Annotated in this window: 21 protein-coding genes, 1 tRNA gene and 1 pseudogene; 18 read left to right on the top strand and 5 right to left on the bottom strand. The window is 39.8% G+C overall.

Annotated elements, in window-relative coordinates; genetic code table 11:
• Window positions 1-14 precede the first annotated feature (14 nt).
• From folK to fmt, 5 genes and pseudogenes are all read left to right on the top strand, one after another.
• A pseudogene (gene folK, locus CKV81_RS13610) lies at window positions 15-362 on the top strand (2-amino-4-hydroxy-6-hydroxymethyldihydropteridine diphosphokinase); the annotation flags it as partial.
• A gap of 81 nt (window positions 363-443) precedes the next feature.
• Entirely contained in the window at window positions 444-1,922 is a 1,479-nt protein-coding gene (locus CKV81_RS09790) for an OmpA family protein (protein WP_258454599.1), read from the top strand.
• A gap of 30 nt (window positions 1,923-1,952) precedes the next feature.
• On the top strand, window positions 1,953-3,392 hold the full coding sequence (locus CKV81_RS09785) for an OmpA family protein (protein WP_095072875.1): 1,440 nt from the start codon (window positions 1,953-1,955) through the stop codon (window positions 3,390-3,392).
• A gap of 63 nt (window positions 3,393-3,455) precedes the next feature.
• Window positions 3,456-5,357 (top strand): RecQ family ATP-dependent DNA helicase, encoded by a 1,902-nt coding sequence (locus CKV81_RS09780; RefSeq protein ID WP_095072873.1) that lies wholly within the window; start codon window positions 3,456-3,458, stop codon window positions 5,355-5,357.
• Between the two features lie 38 nt (window positions 5,358-5,395).
• Window positions 5,396-6,343, top strand: coding sequence for a methionyl-tRNA formyltransferase (gene fmt / locus CKV81_RS09775; RefSeq protein ID WP_095072871.1), 948 nt, complete (start codon window positions 5,396-5,398; stop codon window positions 6,341-6,343).
• A 37-nt stretch (window positions 6,344-6,380) separates the two neighbouring features.
• Here the strand turns inward: fmt and ribB are convergent, their stop codons facing one another.
• Complete coding sequence (ribB, locus tag CKV81_RS09770) at window positions 6,381-7,502, bottom strand: 3,4-dihydroxy-2-butanone-4-phosphate synthase (protein ID WP_095072869.1); 1,122 nt, start codon at window positions 7,500-7,502, stop codon at window positions 6,381-6,383.
• A gap of 112 nt (window positions 7,503-7,614) precedes the next feature.
• Here ribB and CKV81_RS09765 point away from each other — a divergent pair.
• From CKV81_RS09765 to CKV81_RS09725, 9 genes are all read left to right on the top strand, one after another.
• A tRNA-Cys gene (locus CKV81_RS09765) sits at window positions 7,615-7,688 on the top strand.
• Window positions 7,689-7,841: 153 nt separating this feature from the next.
• Complete coding sequence (locus tag CKV81_RS09760; RefSeq protein ID WP_095072866.1) at window positions 7,842-8,408, top strand: YMGG-like glycine zipper-containing protein; 567 nt, start codon at window positions 7,842-7,844, stop codon at window positions 8,406-8,408.
• Window positions 8,409-8,461: 53 nt separating this feature from the next.
• A complete protein-coding gene (locus CKV81_RS09755; RefSeq protein ID WP_095072864.1) occupies window positions 8,462-10,087 on the top strand; it encodes an LIC_10190 family membrane protein in 1,626 nt (541 codons plus the stop codon).
• Between the two features lie 41 nt (window positions 10,088-10,128).
• Window positions 10,129-11,187 (top strand): chorismate synthase, encoded by a 1,059-nt coding sequence (gene aroC / locus CKV81_RS09750; RefSeq protein WP_095072862.1) that lies wholly within the window; start codon window positions 10,129-10,131, stop codon window positions 11,185-11,187.
• A gap of 77 nt (window positions 11,188-11,264) precedes the next feature.
• On the top strand, window positions 11,265-11,831 hold the full coding sequence (locus tag CKV81_RS09745; protein WP_095072860.1) for a thioredoxin family protein: 567 nt from the start codon (window positions 11,265-11,267) through the stop codon (window positions 11,829-11,831).
• A gap of 70 nt (window positions 11,832-11,901) precedes the next feature.
• Entirely contained in the window at window positions 11,902-12,432 is a 531-nt protein-coding gene (locus CKV81_RS09740; protein WP_095072858.1) for a TlpA family protein disulfide reductase, read from the top strand.
• A gap of 85 nt (window positions 12,433-12,517) precedes the next feature.
• The gene (locus CKV81_RS09735; RefSeq protein WP_095072856.1) at window positions 12,518-12,856 is read left to right on the top strand and encodes a YkvA family protein; all 339 of its coding nucleotides are present in this window, start codon (window positions 12,518-12,520) and stop codon (window positions 12,854-12,856) included.
• Between the two features lie 75 nt (window positions 12,857-12,931).
• Window positions 12,932-13,834, top strand: coding sequence for a tRNA (adenosine(37)-N6)-dimethylallyltransferase MiaA (gene miaA, locus CKV81_RS09730; protein ID WP_095074425.1), 903 nt, complete (start codon window positions 12,932-12,934; stop codon window positions 13,832-13,834).
• A 23-nt stretch (window positions 13,835-13,857) separates the two neighbouring features.
• Window positions 13,858-14,415 carry a thioredoxin family protein gene (locus CKV81_RS09725; protein ID WP_095072854.1) on the top strand — a complete coding sequence of 186 codons (558 nt, stop codon included), beginning with the start codon at window positions 13,858-13,860 and terminating at the stop codon, window positions 14,413-14,415.
• A gap of 53 nt (window positions 14,416-14,468) precedes the next feature.
• On the opposite strand, the gene CKV81_RS09720 is transcribed toward CKV81_RS09725, so the two are convergent.
• Entirely contained in the window at window positions 14,469-15,104 is a 636-nt protein-coding gene (locus CKV81_RS09720) for an MBL fold metallo-hydrolase (protein ID WP_095074422.1), read from the bottom strand.
• Between the two features lie 92 nt (window positions 15,105-15,196).
• Between CKV81_RS09720 and CKV81_RS09715 the strand changes: the two genes are divergently transcribed.
• Window positions 15,197-16,408, top strand: a complete 1,212-nt coding sequence (locus tag CKV81_RS09715) for a type IX secretion system plug protein (protein WP_095072852.1) — start codon at window positions 15,197-15,199, stop codon at window positions 16,406-16,408.
• Window positions 16,409-16,410: 2 nt separating this feature from the next.
• Here CKV81_RS09715 and hemH read toward each other — a convergent pair whose 3' ends face one another.
• Together hemH and CKV81_RS09705 are read right to left on the bottom strand one after the other, a co-directional pair.
• Window positions 16,411-17,439, bottom strand: a complete 1,029-nt coding sequence (hemH, locus tag CKV81_RS09710; RefSeq protein WP_095074419.1) for a ferrochelatase — start codon at window positions 17,437-17,439, stop codon at window positions 16,411-16,413.
• A gap of 73 nt (window positions 17,440-17,512) precedes the next feature.
• A complete protein-coding gene (locus CKV81_RS09705) occupies window positions 17,513-18,391 on the bottom strand; it encodes a NifU family protein (RefSeq protein WP_095072850.1) in 879 nt (292 codons plus the stop codon).
• 242 nt (window positions 18,392-18,633) lie between these two features.
• Between CKV81_RS09705 and CKV81_RS09700 the strand changes: the two genes are divergently transcribed.
• Together CKV81_RS09700 and CKV81_RS09695 are read left to right on the top strand one after the other, a co-directional pair.
• Window positions 18,634-19,155, top strand: coding sequence for a gamma carbonic anhydrase family protein (locus CKV81_RS09700; RefSeq protein WP_095072847.1), 522 nt, complete (start codon window positions 18,634-18,636; stop codon window positions 19,153-19,155).
• A gap of 163 nt (window positions 19,156-19,318) precedes the next feature.
• A complete protein-coding gene (locus CKV81_RS09695) occupies window positions 19,319-20,278 on the top strand; it encodes a YihY/virulence factor BrkB family protein (protein ID WP_095072845.1) in 960 nt (319 codons plus the stop codon).
• Here the strand turns inward: CKV81_RS09695 and CKV81_RS09690 are convergent.
• Entirely contained in the window at window positions 20,275-20,739 is a 465-nt protein-coding gene (locus tag CKV81_RS09690) for a hypothetical protein (RefSeq protein WP_095072842.1), read from the bottom strand. The two genes, CKV81_RS09695 and CKV81_RS09690, sit on opposite strands and share 4 nt — an antisense overlap.
• A gap of 89 nt (window positions 20,740-20,828) precedes the next feature.
• Here CKV81_RS09690 and CKV81_RS09685 point away from each other — a divergent pair, with 89 nt between their 5' ends.
• A complete protein-coding gene (locus CKV81_RS09685) occupies window positions 20,829-22,958 on the top strand; it encodes a helix-turn-helix domain-containing protein (RefSeq protein WP_095072840.1) in 2,130 nt (709 codons plus the stop codon).

Genomic DNA, 22,958 nt, shown 5'->3' with positions numbered 1-22,958 from the left:
ATAAATAAAACAATATGTCGCAGCATGAAGTGGTTTTGTTACTTGGAAGTAATCTTGGTGACAAAAAAAAGAATATACTCACCGCAATTTCCCACTTGGAAAATAAAGTTGGAAAAATATTAATAAAAAGTGAATTTTTAGAATCAGAACCCGTGGAATTTGCGAGTTTTCATAATTTTTATAATTTTGCACTAATATTAAAAACTCAACTTTCTCCTATAAAATTATTGGAAACAATAAAAAAAATTGAGAGGGATTTGGGCAGAGATAAAGATTCAAAAAGTCTTGGAGGGTTTAGCGACAGAATTATAGATATCGATATTGTAAGGTATTCTGGTTTGAAGTTTAAATCCGGCACTTTGGAAATTCCTCATTTAAAACATTTAAATGAAAGAGAATTTTCAAAAAAGATACTTGAAAATTTAAATTTTAAACACACAAATATGAAATTAAGTTTATTATTAGCGTGCACTCTGCCTATCGCAGTATATTCGCAAGACAGCGTGGCTGTATCAACAGATCAGTATCCGAATACTTTTACATCAGGATCAGCAAATGTAAATGTATTTGATAATTCTTCGAGAAAATTCAATGACTGGGCTATATCTTTTGGTGGTGGCGCAGCTTTTATGTCAAATGCCGATCTTACATCTTATTATAATAAAGAGCTTAACTGGGGTTGGAATGCTTACGTAAGCCTTGACAAACAGATTTCCCACACTTTCGGTTTGCTTCTGCAATACCAAATGGGAAAAACCAACCAGAGAGGCCAGCTTCCCGGTGCAGCCGGACAAAGAGCCGGTGTTGCAGATGCATGGACAAAATATAATCAAATTGCTTTACTCGGAGACCTTAACTTTTCAAATATTTTAAGAAGGACTGACAATCATTCGCCTTACAGATGGGCTCTTCATGGGTATGCCGGAATAGGTTTCCAAGGATATAATACCTTACTCATTGACGCAGATTCTTCCAGATGGTTTACCAACTCACAAGGGAAGCAAACCAGAATCCCTGTCGAAATTGATCAAAAGCTTGGCATTGCATCTTTTTTCTACCAAGCCGGTTTAGGGTTGAAATATAAAATTTCGAGAAGACTGGATATCGAAGCCCGCACAATGTACATCATGAGTGGTGACGAAGAATTTGACGGCGGAGGCTGGACAAGAAGCGGCGCACCGCAATATAATTTAATAAACGATACTTACTCAGATAATATGTGGACCGTGAACCTTGGTTTTTCGGTAAAACTTGGTAAGCACATATCGCACTTAGCATGGCATGATCCACTGCAGGAAGCGTATTATAGAACAAGCGTCCTTGAAAGTAACGCGCAAGACCTGGTTGTTTGTGAAAAAGGTGACGCCGATAATGACGGTGTATGTGATGATTGGGACAGACAACTCGATACTCCGGCAGGTGCCCGCGTTGACGGAGCTGGTGTAGCTTTGGATATGGATCTGGATGGCATCATAGATTTATATGACAAATGTGTAACAGTCCCTGGACCTGCAGAAAATAACGGCTGCCCAACAGCTCCTGCTCTTAGCGTTGCAATTGATGAAATAAACAAGGATTTTGAAGGTATAGAGTTTGCTTTAGATAAAGATATCATCAGGCCACAGTCTTTTGATAAATTGGATCATGCTGCTGATGTTATAAAAACTTTAGACCAAAACAGCCAGTTTCTAGTTATTGGAGCTACTGATACGAGAGGAACTGAAGCTTACAATCTAAACCTCTCACAACGAAGAGCTAACGCCGTTGTAAAATATTTAGTTGGCAAAGGAGTGCCTTCTGGTATGCTTATTGCAGAAGGTCGAGGAGAGTCTGATTTGAAATATCCGGAATGTAACCCTGCCACTAAATGTCCAGAATGGAAAAATGAGGCAAACAGAAGAGTTTACTTCCAGCAAAAATAAAAATCATTTATTAACTTAAAATAAAATTTTATGAAACTAAATTTAGCAAGTATCGCGCTGGCGTTGGTTTTACCAACAGCTGCATTCGCGCAAGATTCAATTGCAGTAACTTCTACAGGTGAGTATCCAAATACTTTTTCATCTGGTTCTGCAAATGTAAGTCCGTTCACACAAGAGTCAAAAAGATTTAATGACTGGGCAGTTTCCTTTGGTGCTGGTGTACCATTAGTACAATCTGCTGATTTAACATCTTTAAAAAATGGTAACGGCACCAACGTATTTGGTTATTCAGCTTACTTCAGTGTAGATAAAGCTATCACTCACGCTTTTGGTTTAAATCTTCAGTACGACAGAGGTGAAACAAGACAGGGTTGGTTTAACACTAAAACTGACAACGCTACAGCTGCTGGACAGCCAGGTGCAAGAACTCAGTATGACGCGATTTCACTTTTAGGAGACATCAATTTCTCAAACCTTTTAAGAAGAGTTGACAACAAATCACCATACAGATGGGCTCTTCACGGATATGCCGGTATCGGTACTTTGGCCTACAGAGCTTATCTTGAAGATCTAGGCGGACAAAGATTAATGACTGAGGTAAAGCCATTCAAACTTACTTCACTTTTCGGACAGGCTGGTGCCGGTCTAAAATATCAAATCAGCAGAAGATTAGATCTTGAAGGTAGATTAATGTATGTAGTAACTGGTGATGATGAGTTTGATGGTGCAGGTGCAGGACAAACTGGTTACAACCTGAGAGAAGACCAGATTTCTGATAACTTCTTCAATGCAACTCTAGGTCTTTCATTAAAACTTGGAAAACACCAGTCTCACCTAATGTGGCATGACCCACTACAGGAAATCTACTATAAACTTGACGTTCTTGAGCAAAGAAATCAGGATATCGAAGTTTGTAAGAAAGGTGACGGAGATAATGACGGTGTTTGCGACGATTGGGACAGACAACTTGATACTCCTGCAGGAGCAAGAGTTGACGGTGCTGGTGTAGCTCTTGATACTGACCTTGACGGCGTGATCGACCTTTACGATAAGTGTGTTACTGTTCCGGGACCGGTTGAAAACAACGGCTGCCCTACAGGACAAGGTCTTGTAAATGATAACACAAGAGTACTTGAAGGCATTGAGTTTGACTTGGATTCAGACAGAATTTTACCTTCTAACACTCCAATCCTTAACAACGCTGCAAACTATATCAATTCTTCAGGAGGATCTTATAACGTAGTTGGTGGTACTGATACCAGAGCTTCCGACGCTTATAACATGAACCTGTCTCAAAGAAGAGCTAACAATGTTAAGAATTATCTAATCCAGAATGGTGTAGAAGGTTCTAAATTAAACGCTGTAGGTAGAGGTGAAAAAGACCTTAAATATCCAGAGTGTGATCCTGCTACTAAATGTCCTGAATGGAAGAACAGAGCTAACAGAAGAGTTTACTTCGAAGCAAGATAATTCAATAAATTATTTATATAAGAAAAGTCACGCAGTGCGTGGCTTTTTTGTTATTTTTACTTTATGATATCCACGAAAGAATTTGAAAAATTGAAATATGAAACCCTGAAATATTTTTGGGGGTACGATTCTTTTCGTGACAGCCAGGAGGATATCATTAATTCAATAATTTCCTGTAAAGACACTTTAGCTCTGCTTCCAACGGGAGCTGGAAAATCCCTCTGCTATCAGTTACCTGCCCTCATTCAACAGGGTACGTGTATTGTAATTTCGCCTTTGGTTGCTTTAATGCGGGATCAGGTCAGCCAGCTGAAAAAAAGGGGAATTGAGGCTGAGTTTCTTTCCTCTGAACTGGAAGAAGCAGAAGCAGAAACCATATTCAATAATTGCAAGGACGGCTTGACAAAACTTCTGTATGTATCTCCAGAAAGGCTGGCAAACGCTCAGTTTTTGCAAAATATTGAAGAAGTTGAAATTTCTTTCATAGCAGTGGATGAGGCACACTGTATATCAGAATGGGGACAGGACTTCCGTCCAAGTTACCAAAATATCAAAACTTTCAAGGAACAGTTTAAAGATGTGCCGTGCCTTGCACTTACTGCAACAGCAACACTTAAAGTTCTTACCGAAATTCAAAGCAAACTTGGATTAAAAAACCCAAATGTGTTTCAGAAAAGTTTCCGGCGGAACAACCTCAATATTGTCATTGAAGAAATTTCAGATAAATATCAACGGATATATGATATCCTAAGGCTTAATCAAAAATCAGGAATCATTTACACCCGGACCAGAAAAGAAGCTGAAGAACTGACTTATTTTTTAAGCTCCAAAGGAATCAGCAATGTTGATTTTTTCCATGCCGGAATTTCTCCAAAAGAAAAGATGGCCAAACAGAAAAAATGGATCAACTCGCAAAGTAATGTTTTGGTCTCCACAAATGCTTTCGGAATGGGCATCGATAAAGATAATGTAAGGTTTGTAATTCATTTTTCACCTTCCGCTTCCATCGAGAATTATTACCAGGAAATTGGACGTGCCGGCAGAAACGGTCATCAAAGCTTTGCATTTATGTTTTGGAATCAGCAGGAACTCAATAATTTTGATCAGATTCTCGCAAACCAAATTCCGACTAAAAAAGAATTCACAGCAATCGTTTCATACATCTATTCTGCCTTTCAGGTGGCTGACGGCGAGTTGCCCGAGCAAACGTTCCAGCTTCATATTGACCGTGTGAAAAGATTTACAAAATACTCCACACCAAAAATTAAAAATGTCCTGAATTTCCTTCACAATCAGGAACTCATTTTCCACAATGAATACAAGAGCCTCTCGACGCTGGAACTAAAGATCAAACCGGAGGAAATTGATTTGTTGCCAAGAAAAGAGTCTTACCTTATCGAACTTTTGCTGCGAAATATCGCAGGGCTTTCCAGCCATAAAGTTCATTTCAGTGAGGTCGCATTAGCAGCAAAAATAGGGGCGGACATTCAACAGTTGAAGGAAAGTATAAAGGATCTTCAAAAGCAAAGTTATCTCGAATATATCGACGGTTCACTTTCAAGTATAAAATTTTTAAAACACCGGAATGACCGCCTGATCTCCGGCAAATATTGGATTCTTTTTGAACAGATTCAGAAAAACAAAATCCAGAAATGGGAGGAAATGAAGTTCTTCACAAAGGATGAACGGTATTGTAAGATGAAGCTTATCCTCTCCTATTTTGATGAAAAAAACATTAAAAACTGCGGCCAATGCCACGTTTGCAAAAGAAATACGGAAAGTATTTTTGGCAGCAGTGTTTCGCGGGATATCGTCACAGTTTTAGAAAAGCAACCCTCATCTTTGGAAGAAATTGCAGTGCAGCTTAGCTTCCATAAGAAAGAAAAAATCCTTGAAAACCTTATAGACCTATTAGATTCCGGACGCGTGAAAATGCTCAATTTCCGTACCTACGCGCTGGCTTAGAATTTGACTTTTACAAAAGTTAAAAATATCTTTGCGAAATGAAACCATTGAAAGTCGTATTCTTCGGCACTCCAGAATTTGCCAGAACCTCACTCGAAGCCATCCACAATTCTCAACACGAAGTCGTTGGTGTAGTAACCGTTGCAGATAAAGCGAGCGGCCGCGGACAAAAAATCAATCAGTCACCGGTTAAGATATATGCTGAATCCCAAAAACTTCCTGTTTTTCAACCCGAGAAGTTAAGAAATCGCCAATTTTTAGAGGAACTGAAAAATCTTGATGCCGATGTGTTTGTAGTTGTGGCCTTCAGGATGATGCCGAGGGTTCTTTTTGAGATGCCTGCGCTCGGGACATTCAATCTTCATGCCTCTCTCCTTCCCGATTATCGCGGTGCGGCGCCAATTAATTTTGCAATCATCAATGGTGAAAATAGAACCGGAGCAACCACCTTTTTCATTAATGAAAAAATTGATGAAGGAAATATTCTTTTACAAAACGAAATAGAAATTTTACCAGAAGACAATGCCGGGACTTTGCACGACAAGCTTATGGTCTTAGGCGCGGAACTGGTAGTAAAAACACTGAACGGATTAGCGGAGAACTCCATTGAGGAAAAACCTCAGCCGCAAGTTGATGAGCCCAAAAATGCTTTTAAAATCTTCAAAGAAGATACAAAAATTAAATGGGATAATAACTCTGAAAGCATCCACAATTTCATAAGAGGAATGTCACCTTACCCTTGTGCTTTTACAGTTTTAAATATTGGTGAAGAACAAAAATCATTAAAAATTTTCTCTGGAAAATACACTTTGGAGCTACATAAAAATGAAGTTGGAACTCTTGAAATTTCAAAAAATAATTTTAGAATCTACACTGAAGACGGTTTCTATGAGCCGCAGGAAGTACAGCTCGAAGGAAAGAAAAGAATGAATGTAAAAGATTTTCTGAACGGTTTCAGAAATTTTGATGAAATAAAAATGGCCTGAAAATTCAAGCCAATTTTTTCTTTTCAAAGTATGAGATTTACAACTCCACCATTTCCGTAACCTCAACACCGTAGCCCCCTACCAGCGGCTTCAGACCAGGATTTTGCGTAATAACCCGGAATTTGTTGATCCCCAGATTTTTAAGGATTTGCGTTCCGATTCCATAATCACGGAAGTTATAGGCTAAAGTCGGTCGTTTCTCCTGCCCGTCCTGATAATTAAGAAACTGCTGGAGCTTCCGCATAGTGTTTTCGTTATTAGAAACATTATTGATGAAGATCAGCGCGCCTTTCCCTTCCTCATTAATCATTTGTGTGACTTTTTCAAGCAAAGGCTTTTCACCACTAATGAATCGGCTTAACACATCAAAGTAAGAATTTGAAGCCTGTACACGCACCAAGACCGGCTCATCCGGAGACCAGTTTCCTTTTGTGAAAGCAAAATGAATCTGATCTGTACTTGTTTCCCTAAAAGCATAGAAATCAAAATCCCCATAATGTGTTTTCACCTGGCGCTCCTCAATTCTTTCAATTAAATTTCCTTTTTGCAGTTGGTACTGAATGAGATCTTCAATAGAAACGATTTTTAAATCATGTTTTTTTGCCAGTTCTGCCAATTGTGGTAAGCGCGCCATCGTTCCGTCATCATTCATAATTTCGCAGATTACTCCGCCCTCCTTCAATCCGGCTAATTTGGTGAGATCTATGGCAGCTTCAGTGTGGCCCGCTCTTTTCAAGACGCCGCCTTTTCTTGCACGCAGCGGAAAAATATGTCCGGGACGCATAAAATCGCTCGGCTTGGTATTGTCATTCATCAAAGCAAGAATCGTTTTTGCCCTGTCGCTGGCAGAAATTCCTGTAGATACGCCCTCGCCCAACAAATCTACAGAAATGGTGAAAGCAGTTTCCTTAGGATCGCTGCTTCTGGTCACCATAATGTCGAGGCCAAGTTCATCACAACGCTTTTCAGGAAGTGGTGTACAAATCAAACCACGCCCATGGATGGTCATAAAATTAATGATTTCAGGAGTTGTGAGTTCTGCTGCTGAGAGAAAATCGCCTTCGTTTTCACGGTCTTCATCATCTACTACAATGATGATTTTTCCATTCCGCAGATCTTCAATTGCCTCGGGAATGGTATTGAGTTTAATGTCTGACATTCTTACTTTTAAATTTCCGCAAAGATAGTAATGATAGCGCTTCAAAAAAAATTTATAAACTTGATATATCCTAATTAAAAAAATTTGATTAAATTCGCAGACCAAAACAAATGGTACTTTGGCCGAGTGGTTAGGCAGTGGTCTGCAACACCATCTACAGCGGTTCGAATCCGCTAGGTACCTCCACTTCAGTGATGCAATTTTCTATTTCATAGGAAGTTGCATTTTTATTTTAACACTTTTTAGCCACTTTAACATTTCTTTAACATTGGTTTGGCTTCTTACTTGTCACATACCACATAGAAAAAGCAAACTAATTTAATCTCTAAGAAACGTATTATGAAAAATATAATTTTAGCAGGAGCCGCGTCAGTACTTATGCTGACAGCCTGTAAAAAAGAAGAAGCTGTTGCTACGAAAACTTTGGAGCAGGAAAAAATGGAGTACCAGGCAAGGCAGTTAGAAATTGAGAGGCAAAAATTAGCGATTGAAAAGGAAAAAATTGCATTCGAAAGAGCTAAGGACAGTATTGCCAAGGTAGAACAGGCCAATCAACGTGCCGCTGTAGCAGCTGCTGCTCCGGTAAGAGAAAGAGTGGTTGAAAGAACTGTTTACAGAGATGCTCCCGCAAGAAAATCAAGCTCAAGAACTTACGCGAGCAGCTCAGCAGGATCTAATGCAGGAACCAGTTCAGGTACATATTCAGCGCCACAGACTCAGCAAAGACAAGGTATGAGTAAAGCAGCAAAAGGTACTATTATCGGTACCGTAGGTGGTGCCGCCGCAGGTGCGATCATCAACAAGAAAAACAGAGGTGCTGGCGCAGTGATCGGTGGTATTATCGGTGGTGCAACCGGTTATACAATTGGTAGATCACAGGATAGAAGAGACGGTAGAGTTCAGTAAACTTGTACTGAAATATATAAGAAAGATTGCTTATTTTTAAGCAATCTTTTTTTATGCTGTATCTCTTATTTACTGCCATTCTACTGTTGGCAGCCTTTTCCGGAATCGGCTCGATAAGCGAAAAACTGTTCAAGATAAGAAATGAATTTATTTCCCTGCGGATTTTGATTTCGATGACGGTTCTGGCGACAGCTTTTACAGCGTTTTCATTTTTCGGCCCCATCAATATTTATGTTGAAGTGCCCATACTCTTTTTGGGAACAGCAGCTTTTTTTTACTTTAAAGATTACCTGAAATACTGGGATCTAATGGTTTCATATAACCACTTATTTCTCGCCGGTCTATTTATTATACTATTTGCAGGTTCCTTTTATCCATTCATTCTGGATCATTTTGGGTATTATGTTCCTACAATAAAATGGATCAGTGAGTTTGGACTCGTTAAGGGGATTTCGAATTTAGATTTACTCTTGGGGCAGATGTCGGTTTGGCATATATTTCAGGCAGGATTCTCATCGTTCTCAGACATTTTCCTCAGAATGAATGCCATACTTTTGATTGTTTACCTGATTTATAGCATTGAGCGTAAAAGCTGGATCCATTTAATTTTCATTCCGGTTTTATTTTTCTTCGCACAATCACCAAGCCCAGATTTAGCGGTAATTATTTTTTCATTGATGATTTTGAATGAAATATTCGCGGCAAACAAAAACCGGGCTTTATTATTTGTACTGTCAACATTCGTTTTTGCAATAAAACCGACGATGATTTGGGTTCCGATTTTTACTTTTCTTTATATTTTATTGGAATTAAAAGGAAGTATAAAAGCACTGATTCCCGGGTTTTTGTTATTAATTGTTTTTGTTATTAAAAATCTGTGGACTTTCGGCTATCCTGTCTTTCCGGTGCAAATTGGCAGTATGGGATTAAGCTGGATGCCCAATAAAGAAATTTTAAGAATATCATCAGAAATTGCAATCCAGAAGACTTACGATATGCAGTATTCTGCAGAAGAAATCAGCAAATTCACGTTTTGGGATTATGTGAAAAATTGGTTTTCAATAAAAGGTCTCAAATCCAAAATTCATATACTTTTCATTGCGACCCTTATCATTTTTACAGTTTTCTGCTTTTTAAAAAAGAAAAGAATTTACACTTCTCTGTTGGTTTCCATCCTGATAAAAAGCTTTGTCGTGCTGCTTTTCTCTGCCCAATACCGGTTTTTTATTGATGTTTTTTTTGTGAGTGCCTTCATCCTGTTTTATGAGAAGATCAGCAGAAAAACGGCAGTAATATTCTTTACAACACTCAGCTTAACAGCCTTTTTGTTTCTTTCATTTCCAACGGTTTTAAAAACTCTGGTTCCAAGTTTCAGGTTGGGGAACTTTATGCTGGGTTTTCAAAAGTCTCAGATTATTAAACCTTCACATTTCAAGCTCGAAAGATATAAGACATACCAGATTGGTAATTTGAGATTTAATGTTGCGGAGGGATACCCGTTCAGTTTTGACACGCCTTTGCCAGCAATCTCCCCACAATTTTTGCAGGAAGATTATGACGCCGGCATTTTCCCTCAAAAAATTAGTGACGATATCAAGGATGGTTTTCAATGGATAAAAATGAGTGATCAGCAGAAACTTCAACTGAAAAAAGTTCTTGAAGAACTCAAACAGAAATAATCACAAAACTTACCTAAGCACAATTTCCATATCTTTGTTATATGTTAACATTAGGAAATTTTCTTACACTTTCAACCTTCGGTGAGAGCCACGGAATAGCTTACGGCGGAATCATCACCAATTTTCCGGCAGGTTTAAAGGTCGGGCTTGATAAAATTCAAAATGAACTGGACCGAAGAAAACCGGGACAAAGCGCCATTGTAACCCAGCGTAAAGAAAGTGACACGGTAAGATTTCTTTCAGGAATCTTCGAAGGAAAAACTACGGGAACTCCGATTGGTTACATTATCGAGAACGAAAATCAGAAATCTAAAGACTACGATCATATTGCAAAAGCATACCGTCCAAGCCACGCAGATTTTACTTACGATCAAAAATTCGGAATCCGGGATTACCGCGGCGGCGGAAAATCTTCTGCCCGTGAGACGGTAAACTGGGTAGTAGCTGGCGCTTTAGCAAAGCAGCTGCTTCCCGAAATAGAAATTAATGCTTACGTATCTTCCGTAGGGGATATTTTTTGTGAAAAACCTTATCAGGAACTTGATTTTTCAAAAACAGAAAGCAATGAGGTCCGTTGCCCAGACCAGCACACGGCTGAAAAGATGATCTCAAAAATCAAAGAAATCAAGAAAGAAGGCAATACAATCGGCGGCACGGTTACCTGTGTCATAAAAAATGTTCCTGCTGGTATCGGCGAGCCGGTTTTTGGGAAGTTGCAGGCAGAGTTGGCAAAAGCGATGATGAATATCAATGCGGCGAAAGGTTTTGAATACGGCAGCGGATTTTGCGGCGCGAGAATGACCGGTAAAGAACACAATGATCTTTTCAATGAAGATTTTTCAACAAAAACTAATCTTTCTGGCGGAATTCAGGGTGGTATTTCAAATGGGATGGATATTTATTTCCGTGTTGCATTCAAACCTGTCGCGACTGTTCTGCGGCCTCAGGAAAGCATCGATTCTGAAGGAAACCCAGTTACCGTAGAAGGAAAAGGCAGGCACGATCCCTGTGTAGTGCCACGTGCAGTGCCGATTGTAGAGAATCTGGTGGCTTTTGTACTGGCAGATTTGTACCTCATCAATAAAATTCGCAAAATTTAATCTTCCATAAGTGACTTTTGTTACTTTTAATTCAGACAAATAAATCCGAAATTTGCAGTGATAAATTATAAACAGAGATGAATCTTAAAAATTACTGGGACAAAGCCATCAGTTTTGACGATTATATGAATGTCGCGGAAGAACGCTTCAACAATAATCCTGACCCCAATGACCATTATCAGGAGTATTACGAACTCGGGCTGCAGCGGATGAACCGCACGCTTAAAACGTTTAAGGCGCATGAAGAGCAATTACAGACTTTGAAATCTAAAAATTTTAAAGGTAAAATTTTAATCATTTCAGAACCCTGGTGTGGTGACGCAAGCGCTACAGTGCCGGCTGTATATGAATTTTTTAAGAGCCACAACGAGGTGAAGGTTTTCCTTCGTGACAGCGATTCTTCGTTGATTGATCTGTTTTTAACCAACGGCACGCAGTCCATCCCGATCGTGATTTTGCTCGATGACAGTTATAATGTCATCAACCATTGGGGGCCAAGGCCTGAATATGGCACGGAACTCCTGAAAAAATTCAAAGCCGATCCGGAAAGTTATCCGCGGGAAGAATTCTACAACGACCTGCAGGTTTATTACGCTAAAAACAAAGGGAAGGATGCCGTCGATGAAATCCTGAATCTGATTTAAAATTAAAGAACGAAATTTGTACAGCTCCTTTATAACAAGACTTGAAGGGGCTTTTTAAAAACAAGCAAAATTGAAAAAAAACATCATTTATATCGTTTTGTTCGCAGCTTTGGCTGCTATTGCATTTATTCCCGGCGTTAAAAATTTATTTTTTCCCGTGGCTGAAATTGAAAGTGCAGTGACCGTGGATGAAGCCGATTACGACATCCATCTCAAGGGCATCAATACCAACAGCACGAATCTGAAAAACTTCAGAGGCAAAAAATTGCTGTTTCTGAATTTTTGGGGAACCTGGTGTGCGCCCTGCCGAGAAGAATGGCCAACCATTCAGAAACTTTACGATTCCAAAAAAGATAAAGCAGACTTTGTGCTTATTGCAATGATGGATAAGGAAGACAACGTGAGAAAATTTCTCAAAGAAAACAATTATACTGTACCCGTATATATCGCAGAAAGCCCCATAAACGAAAAGATTTTACCAAAGGTTTTCCCAACGACTTTTTTGCTGGATAAAAACGGCAGGATTTTGCAAAAAGAAAACACCACGAAAGACTGGAACAGCAAGTCCGTGCACGAATTTATTGATAACGTTTCCAAATAAATTTTTTAACAAAAAATTACCATACCACCGTTGTTCATTGGAACAGAATTTGCAAATTTTGGTTTGTAAATTTTTTAAAACATAAATGAAATACAAAAAAGTAGAATTATTGAAGGAAGCCATCAAACACAAAGGCTTTATACAAAAAGTGCCTGTAATTTGGCGTATGGTCAAGCTGTGGAGAAAAGGTGAATACAAGACCAGTGCAATAGATATCGTATTGCCGCTTCTTGGACTTTTGTATGTGATCTCTCCCATCGATTTAATCCCAGAAATTGCTGTTCCGTTTATCGGATCGCTTGATGATTTGGCAGTTTTGGCTGTTATCATTCCAAAGCTGATGAAAGAAGTTGACAAATTCCTCCTTTGGGAAGCGATGCAGAAAGAGGGCATCACCACCATAGATGTAGAGGAAGTAAAATAAGTTTTTCACATAGTTAATGAAACCGTCTTGCGAAAGGCGGTTTTTTTATTCCAGAAAATTCAGGAAATTAGCGTCGTGAAAACCCTGATCTCAATAATTGGAACCACCGGAATCGGAAAAACAAGGCTGGCAATCGATATTGCAAGGCATTTGGGAACTGAGATCATTTCTTGTGATTCCCGGCAGTTTTTCAAAGAAATGAAAATCGGTACCGCTGCGCCGACATCTGAAGAACTCAATGAAGTTCAGCACCACTTTATCGGTAACCTTTCGGCAGAAGAATACTACTCCATCGGCCAGTTTGAAATAGATGCTTTAAAAAAACTCGGTGAACTTTTTCAAAAAAATGAAAATGTAGTGATGGTTGGTGGCAGTATGATGTACGAAAAAGCCGTTATTGAAGGACTGAACGATTTACCGGAAGCCAATACCGAAAATCAGGAGAAGCTTGAAGAAATATGGCACAAAGACGGCCTCGACGGTCTTAAACTGATTTTGAAAGATCTCGACAAAGATTATTTTGAAACAGTAGACCAGGAAAATCCCAGACGTTTACTCCGTGCCATAGACGTGATATGGCAAACGGGACAGAAATATTCCGATCTCATTTCTGAACCTAAAGCCCAGCGCAATTTCCAGACTATAAGGATAGGAATTGAAGCGCCGCGCGAAATCATTTATGAGAGAATAAACTCGAGAGTGGATAAAATGATTGAAGACGGACTTGTGGAAGAGGTAAAATCTTTAATTAAATTAAAAGAAAATGTCGCCCTTCAGACCGTTGGATACACCGAAATTTTTAAATACCTGCTTGGTGAATGGGATCTGAATTATGCAGTTTCCGAAATCAAAAAAAATTCACGCCGGTTTGCAAAAAGGCAGCTTACCTGGTACCGGAAAGAAGAAAACATCCATTGGGTTTCTTTTCAGAATTCTAAAGAAGAAGCCCTATCTTTGCTGAATAATTTTGGTATTTAACCTAAAAACTATAACGAATAAAAATGGCAAATACTCCTTCAAATATGCTCCCGCTGGGAACCAGAGCACCTTTTTTCGAACTTCCTAATCCGTCGTACAGCAATGAGCTGCAAAACCTTGAAGATTTAAAGGGTGAAAAAGGCACACTGGTGATTTTTATGTGTAACCACTGCCCATTCGTTCTTCACGTGATTGATAAACTTGCTGAACTGTATGAAGATTATAACGGTAAAGGCATTGAATTTATCGCAATAAACTCTAATGATGTGGAGAAATATCCGGACGATTCACCGGAAAAAATGGTAGAATTCCAGTACGAAAAAAAATTTGAGTTTCCTTATCTTTTTGATGAAAGCCAAAGCATTGCAAAAGCGTATGACGCAGCGTGTACACCAGATTTTTACTTCTTCGACGAAAAACTTGATCTAATTTACCGCGGACAAATGGATGATTCGCGCCCCGGAAACACGAAAGAAATCACAGGGGAAGATTTAATTATCGCATTTGAAAATCTCTTGGCAGGCGAACCGCAGGAAGAACTGCAGAAACCGAGTATGGGCTGCAACATTAAGTGGAAATAAATTTAAAAAAGAGCCAGTTCACGTGGCTCTTTCTACTTTCTGTCAAAGACTTACTAAAAAAAAGGATTATAGTTTTTTTCAAAACCTACCGTTGTAGGATTTCCGTGTCCGGAGAAAACCTCGGTTTCGTCACTTAAAGTAAAAAGTTTCGTTCGTATAGTTTCCAGCAGTTGCTGGTGATCGCCTTTATATAAATCTGTTCGGCCGATACTTCCCTGAAAAAGCACATCGCCGGAGATCACAAATTTTTGATTTTCACAATGATATGCGACGTGCCCGGGAGAGTGGCCGGGAACGTGATAAACTTTCAGTTCGTCTTCATCAAGTTTCAAAATTTCATTTTCTGAAATAAAATGTATTTCACCTTCAAAAGGTTTAAAGAAAAAGCCAAACTGCCTTGCACTCATCGGATTGCGGTCCAGGATTTCCTTTTCGGCTTCGTGCATGATTACAGGAACTTTAAATTTATCATAAGCCCACTGCAAACCAAGCACATGGTCGATATGGGCGTGCGTCAGGATTATGTTTTTGATGTTCAAGCCATTTTCTGAAATGAAATTTTCCAGCACCTGCGTTTCGTGTTCGCTGAAATTCCCGGGATCGATGATGAAGGCGTTTTCATGCTCATTATAAACCACATAGGTGTTCTCGGAAAAAGGATTGAAAGCAAAAGACTGAAGTTGAAGCATCATGAAAAATTTAGTTTACAAATTTAACCATTCCATTATTATTCCATCATAGCTGAGGAAAATTTGGTTTAAAATTCGCTATATTCGTGCAGATGAAAAGGTTTTATTATCTGTTTTTACTGATTTCGGCTCTGGGATTTTCGCAGGATATCCGGAGCATTCAGCTCTTTAATCCGCAGACCAATGATGAAACGCCGGTCATTGGCTTTAATGAAAAGCTTATCCTGAAGTTCGACGATCTGACAAATTCAAGCACCATTTACCGTTACACCATCAAACATTTTGACCGGAACTGGAACGATGACGGGCTTTTTTACACAGAGTTTGCCAACGGAAGCATGAGTGGCCTGATTGACCGGTTTGAATATTCGTTCAATACATATCAGAACTACACCCACTACAGCCTGACTTTTCCCAATGACAAGATCCAGCCAAAGATTTCAGGAAATTTCAAGCTGATTGTTTACAAAGATTCTCCAACGGAACCATTGTTCAGCAAGCGTTTTTCAGTGGTTGAAGACGGCGCGAATCTTTCTCTGAGTCTTTCAAGAATTTCAGATGCGAAACGGCCCGAAATAAATCAGCGCGTGGAGGTGCAGGCCATTGCAGACGGCTCTGCGATTTCATCTAACCTGCATTCTATAAGTTTAAATGTCATCCAAAACAACAACTGGCATACCGGAATTTACAGCCAAAAACCAACGGGATCACTTGGCAATAAAGTCTTGTTTCAGCAGATGAGTCTTGTTTTTCCCGGAAATAATGAGTTTTACTATTACGATAATAAAATTATAGACCGCGCATTTGATATGGTTTCTGGAGCAGAAAATGTGGAAGGCGTAAACCATACTTATCTTCATCCGGTCTGGGCATATCCGCTTAATTACCAGTATCAGCCGGATGTAAACGGAGCGTTTTATTTCCGGAGAAACGATTTGGGAATCGAAAGAAATGCCGACCGGGAGGGCGATTATTCCTGGGTGTATTTCTTACTGGATTCAGAACAAATTGATAAAGACCTGTACGTTCTAGGCGGTTTTAATGACTTTATACCATCCGAAGAGAATCGTATGCGGTATGATGCCGAAAGGAAGCAGTATGTTGCAAAAATCTACCTGAAACAGGGCTTTTATAACTATATTCTGGCTACAAAAACGCCTGACGGATTGGTAAATTACGGCGACATAAACGGAAATTTCTGGCAGACCGAAAATCTTTATCAGGCATTTCTTTATTACAAACCGCTCGGCAGAAACTATGATGGATTGCTTGGTTACGGGGAATTCAGGACACCGTTGAGATAGATTTAAACCAAATAAAATTCGCTTAGTTTCTCTTCGCAAAGGGTTTTTACCACTTCAATCCAGCGGTCTTCATCATTAAGACACGGTATATAATGGAAATTTTCTCCGCCCGCATGCAGAAATTCTTCTCTACCTTCTACAGAAATCTCCTCCAGAGTTTCCAGGCAATCTGAAACGAAAGCCGGACAAACAATTGCAAGGTTTTTTACGCCTTTTTTCGGAAGGTTTTCCAATGTTTCATCGGTGTAAGGCTCAATCCATTTGTCTTTTCCAAGCCTTGACTGGAAAGTTACCAGAGCCTTTTCTTTGGGTAAATTCAGCTTCTCCAAAACCAGTTCTGTCGTCTTAAAGCATTGATGGCGATAGCAGAAATTATGGCTCGGGTTATAATCACGGGAGCAGCAGTCGTTTAGATTACAGGTCTTCGTGGGATCGGTTTTGTAAATGTGACGCTCAGGAACACCATGATACGAAAACTGCAGCGCATCGAAATTGTCAGGAAGTTTTTCCCTGATGCTTTCGCTTAGGCAATCAATGTAAATATCGCGGTTGTAAAATGGCTGAACGTAATTAATTTTCACATTCGGGAAGAACTTTTTACGGATTTCCTCAGCTTTTTCAACCACGGTTTCCGTAGTGCTCATCGCATATTGCGGATACAGCGGAAAAAGCACTATTTCTGTCACCCCTTGATCAACCAGTTTTTGCACTCCGGTTTTAATGCTCGGCTCAGCATACCTCATCCCAATTTCTACCGGTACATCTACCAGCTTCTGAAGTTTCTGCTGAATTTTCTTGGTAATGACAATCAGAGGCGAACCTTCATCCGTCCAGACTGTTTTATAGGCTTCGGCAGATTTTGGCGGGCGCGTTCTCAAAATAATCCCGCGAACCAACAGCGAACGGAAAAACCAGCGGTAATCAATCACGCGCTCATCCATCAGGAACTCGTCCAGATATTCTTTTACGTCTTCAACTTTCGTAGATTTCGGCGAACCGAGATTTACGAGTAAAATTCCTTTTTTTGAGATTGGAGATTCGAGATTTGAGATTTGAGATTTCTGCTGCAAAACTTTAGAATTAAAACTTTAGACTTTTGATGATTTACCCGTTTACCGCTTCCACTTTTTCCACGAGCTCCGGAGCGAACTGTTTCAGAATATTTTCAATTCCGCCCTTTAATGTAGCGGTAGAGCTCGGACAACCAGAACAGGCGCCCTGAAGCAGCATTTTTGCAGTTTTGTTCTCTGCATCATATTCAAGAAGTGATATTTTTCCACCGTCATTTTCTACTGCGGGTGCAACATATTCATTCAAAATGTCAGAAATTTTTTGCTCGTCATCCGTATAATCGCGGTTAATCAGTTTTTCGACCGGGTTTTCATGTTTTTGAGGTTCAATGTTTGAAACTTTATTTCCCTGCTGCAAATATTCTGCAATGAATCCCCGAACGGCCACCATTACCTGATGCCATTCTACAGAATTATCCCGTGTTACCGCCACGAAATTGTCGGAAATAAAAACTTCCTCCACAAAGTCAAATTCATCAAAAATCGCATTTGCCAAAGGAACTTCATCAGCCGCTTCTTTTGATTTTACCTCGATGAATCCCTCAACAATGAATCTTTGGGAAACGAACTTCATCACATTGGGATTCGGCGTCATTTCTGCATAAATTGGGAAAAGTTCTCGTTTTTTAGACTTGTAAATTCTTGGATTTTCCAAAAGTTGGTCTTCAATCACATTCTTCAGACTCTCTGAAACGTGTTCCCATTCCACAGTGTCTTCCTTCGCTACTGCAACGAAATTGGCTGTGATGAAAATTTTATCTACAAAAGGATAATAGAAAAGCTCCTGGGCTAACGGAATTTCACTGATATCCGAATTCCTGTCTAACTCTACCGAACCTGGGATCAAAGTATAATCCGCAATGAACTTCATTACTTTTGGGTTGGAAGTGGGCTCTATCGTGATTTGTCTCATTTTTAGTAAATTTGAGTTGCAAAAATACGGATTTGAAAATGGACTTCAATCACAATGTTTTAGACATTTTCAATCAAGATGTTAGTTAATTTTTTAAACCACAAAGTCACAACAAGATTATTTTAATGAAAAGAAATTCAAAAGATTATATTTGTTTCAATTTAAATCAAATTTTTAAAAAAAAATCGTGCTTCTTTGGTGCTTAAAACTGAAAATTAAAACTTAATTCAAACAAAAAATCTATGGCACTCATAAAAGAACTTCTGGGTAAAACCCCGCAAATTGGCAACGGAACTTTTTTGGCGGAAACGGCAACCGTAATCGGCGATGTAACGATGGGCGAAAGCTGCAGCATTTGGTACAATGCGGTGATCCGGGGTGATGTACATTATATTAAAATGGGCAATAAAGTAAATGTGCAGGACAATGCGATGCTGCACTGCACTTATGAGAAATTTCCTTTAAATATCGGCAATAACGTTTCCATAGGTCATAATGCGATTGTGCACGGCTGTACACTTCACGACAATGTTCTCATTGGCATGGGCGCAATAGTGATGGATGACTGCGTGGTGGAAAGCAACTCGATTGTGGGCGCAGGTTCCGTAGTGACGCAGGGAACGCATATCAAATCCGGTGAAGTGTGGGGCGGCGTTCCCGCCAAAAAACTGAAAGATATATCTGCAGAACTGCTGGAAGGTGAAGTGAACCGCATTGCGAATAACTATGTGAAATATTCCTCGTGGTACAAAGCTGGCGAATAGTGAACTTTGAATAAGCAAAGGATTAATCTCAGCATGTAAATCTTCCTTTTGCATACTAAAAAAAGCGTTCCGCTTTACAATAATTTATCTGATTGTTACAATAATCTCCGGTTGCTGTTGTAGGGCATTATTATTGTTTTTTTTATTTAAAAAATCTGTTTATATGAAACTGAAGGAACTCTGGAATATCGCCGTTACCACATTCAAAGACTGGAGTGCGCGGGATGTCGGAACTGATGCAGCAAGCCTTGCATACAGTGCCATTTTCTCCATGCCAGGTTTATTAATCATCGTTATTTGGTTTGCCGGAATATTCTTTGGTGAAGAAGCCGTACGTGGTGAGATCACCTCTTTTCTGGGTTCTATGATGGGCCACGACGTAGGCAAAAGTGTGGAAGAAATGGTCGTGAGCGGCATGGTAGACAAGAAAAATGTCGTTATGAAAGCCGTTGGTGTAGCGTCTTTGGTATTTGGTGCAACGACGTTGTTTTTTCAGTTACAAAAATCACTCAACAAGCTGTGGGATGTTGTTGCGGCGCCGAAAAGGGCGTGGGAAAAATATATTCTCGACCGGGCCAATTCATTGGGAATGATTTTAATTATTGCTTTCCTACTACTTATCACCCTGTTAATCAGTGCATTTATCGGATTAGCCAACAATTGGGTTATTCATAAATTCGGGATTGAGACCCTGGCTTTTATGAATATTATTAATGCTGTAATCGGATTTCTGGTGACCATGCTGCTTTTCGCAGCGATATTCAAAATCCTGCCCGATGTTGAACTGGAATGGAAATCAGTTTGGATTGGTGCTGCCGTTACGGCGGCCCTGTTTACGGTAGGTAAATTTCTCCTCACCTATTATTTTGACACTTTTAAACCAACTTCATCATTTGGAACTGCCGGAACCATCATTCTTCTAATGCTCTGGATCAATTACACCTGTCAAATCATCTTTTTCGGAGCAGAATTCACGAAAGTCTACGCCAAGAAAAAAGGGCACAAGCTCATCCCTTCAAAACACGCAAAATGGAGTCCGAAAATTGTTCCGCAGGATACTTCACATGAAGTAATTTCTGTAGCGGATAACAGTAAAAAAGGACCGAAGGACAGTTTAATTTAAATTTCAGCGGTTCCGTAAAGAAGCACCGCTGTTCCGTTTTCGCATCTCACACCTGTTGGTGCCGGTGTAACGGCGCAGTCCGAAATCAATCCGTATTTTAAGTTGAATGCTGAACTTTGACGGTTAAATTCTGTGATTTTTGGTAAAAGCTCTTCCTCGGCTTTCACGGGATATGCGATAAATGCTGCTGGCCCGCCACATGGTTTTGATCCAAAAGGCGAAATTCTCCAGTCATCAGCGTTCGAACAGTTGATTTTTGCAATTTCATCGGCAATTTCAACTCTAAGTTTCTGCATATTTTCCTCATCTTTCTTTCTTTCAGCATCACCTTTGCTGGAGTAATCGCGCTCCGGCATCAGTGCTACATCTTTTGGAAGTCGGTCAGTAATTTCCATTACTTTCTTTGATTTACAGGCAGAAAGAGAAATGGTTGCGATGAGGATGAATACAGTTTTTTTCATTAATTAAAGAGAAATTTCCCGGTTAGATATAAATATTTTACTGCAACAAAAATGCCGCATTCCGTTTCATTTTCATTATTTTTGAAGAAATGAACCAGCATCTTTTTGAACTCGCCGAACACACCAGCCGCAGCATTTTTCTCACCGGGAAAGCAGGCACAGGGAAAACAACGTTTCTGAACGAGTTCGTAACCAAAACCAGAAAAAAACATATCGTCGTCGCACCTACAGGAATTGCGGCCATCAATGCCGGTGGCGTAACCATCCATTCCATGTTTGGGCTGCCGCTGCGCCCCTTTCTGCCGACTACGGAACGCATCGACGGCAATCTCGGCAATAACATTTCTGACCTGATGCAGCATTTCAAATATCGGAAAGATAAACTCAAGCTTTTGCGGGAAATTGAAATCATCATCATCGATGAAGTTTCGATGCTGCGTGCAGATGTTTTGGATATGATGGATTTTTCTCTGCGCCATATCCGCAGGAACCAAAATAAATTTGGCGGTGTACAGATGCTTTTCATCGGCGATTTATACCAGTTGCCACCAGTGGTTCGCGATGAAAATATACTTTCGCAATATTATGAATCCCCATTTTTTTTCAGCTCAAAAGCGCTGAAGGAAATGAACCTCGTCACCATAGAACTCACCAAAGTTTACCGCCAGAAAGATGAAAATTTCCTCGAAATCCTCAATGCGATTCGCGACGGAAACCGTCAGGACATAGATTTTGAGTTGCTGAATTCACGGTACAATCCCGATTTTGAGCCCAAAGAAGAACCTTACGTGTACCTGACCTCGCACAACAGAATGGCCGACCAGATCAATCAGCAAAAACTGAAAAACCTGCCCGGCAAGTCATATTTCTACGAAGCTAAAATTACCGGTGATTTCAGGGAAAATCAGTATCCTAACGAGCTGGAACTGGAGCTGAAAGCGGGTTCGCAGATTATGTTCATAAGAAATGATGCCAGCAGCGAGAGAAAATATTTCAACGGAAAACTCGCAGAAGTCATTCGCCTGGATGATGATGATATTTACGTGCAAATCGATGGTTCCGACGAAGAATATAAACTGAAAAAAGAAATTTGGGAGCAGAAAGTTTATTCCCTCGACACAGAAAAAAATATCAAGGAAGAGGTTCTGGGCAGCTTCGAGCAATACCCGATCCGGCTGGCGTGGGCAGTGACGATTCACAAATCGCAGGGGCTCACTTTTGACCGCGTGATTATCGATGCGGGAAAATCCTTCGCTTCCGGACAGGTTTACGTAGCACTTTCGCGCTGCAGGACTATGGAAGGCATTGTCTTAAAATCGAAGATTACGCCCGATGTTATTTTTAATGACAGCCGCGTCTCGGGATTTCAGGATTCCACCAATGCAAACGACAAAATAGGAGAAATTTTAAGTGCTGAAAAATACGATTACAGCATCGGAAAGATTCTGCACCGGGTGGATTGCAAATGGATTTCAAATTCGGTAGAAAGCTGGTACAAATCTGCCAACGAAAGCAAAAAAATCGATCATGAAAAGGCAAAAAACCTTTATTTCATCATCAAAAAAGAATCGGTAAATCTGAACGAAATTTACGACAAATTCAACCGGATTCTGGTTTCAAAAACTAAAAAATTCATAGACGGAAACGAGCAATGGAGTGAAATTGAAAGCAAAGCCAAAGGCGCCGTGCTCTTTTTCTTCAACAATATCAACGAGAAGATCTTCAATCCGTTCAAGGAGTTTTATGCAGAAACCAAAGGTGTTACCGGCCTGAAAGCTTACAATGAAGATACACGCACTTTCCTCGATGATCTGGAAGATTATTTGAAAGATCTACAAACCCTTCAGCTCTTAGATAAATCTTTATTTGAAGAAAAAGACAGGAAGGACATCTCAACGAAAATCGCGAAAATCCCCAGCCACATCATAACATGGCAGCTGTTCATTGAAGGTAAGACCATTGGCGAAATCGCTAAAGAACGCGGCGTTCTGAGCACGACAATCATCGGACATTTCTCGAAATTTGCGGAAACCGGAGTTTTAAAAAAAGAAGATTTAAAGAGGATTCTCCCAAAAGAAAAAATAGAAACTTTCGAAAGCCTTCATAAAATAGCATCGTTCGATAACCTCAACGACTGGAAAAAGGAGCTCCCTGATGATTTTGACTATGGAGAAATCCGCTTATTATGGACGTTTTTTGATAAATTAAAGAAAAAGTAA

Source organism: Chryseobacterium taklimakanense (assembly GCF_900187185.1).
GTDB classification, from domain to species: domain Bacteria; phylum Bacteroidota; class Bacteroidia; order Flavobacteriales; family Weeksellaceae; genus Planobacterium; species Planobacterium taklimakanense.
This window is presented reverse-complemented; position numbering and strand designations above follow the sequence as displayed.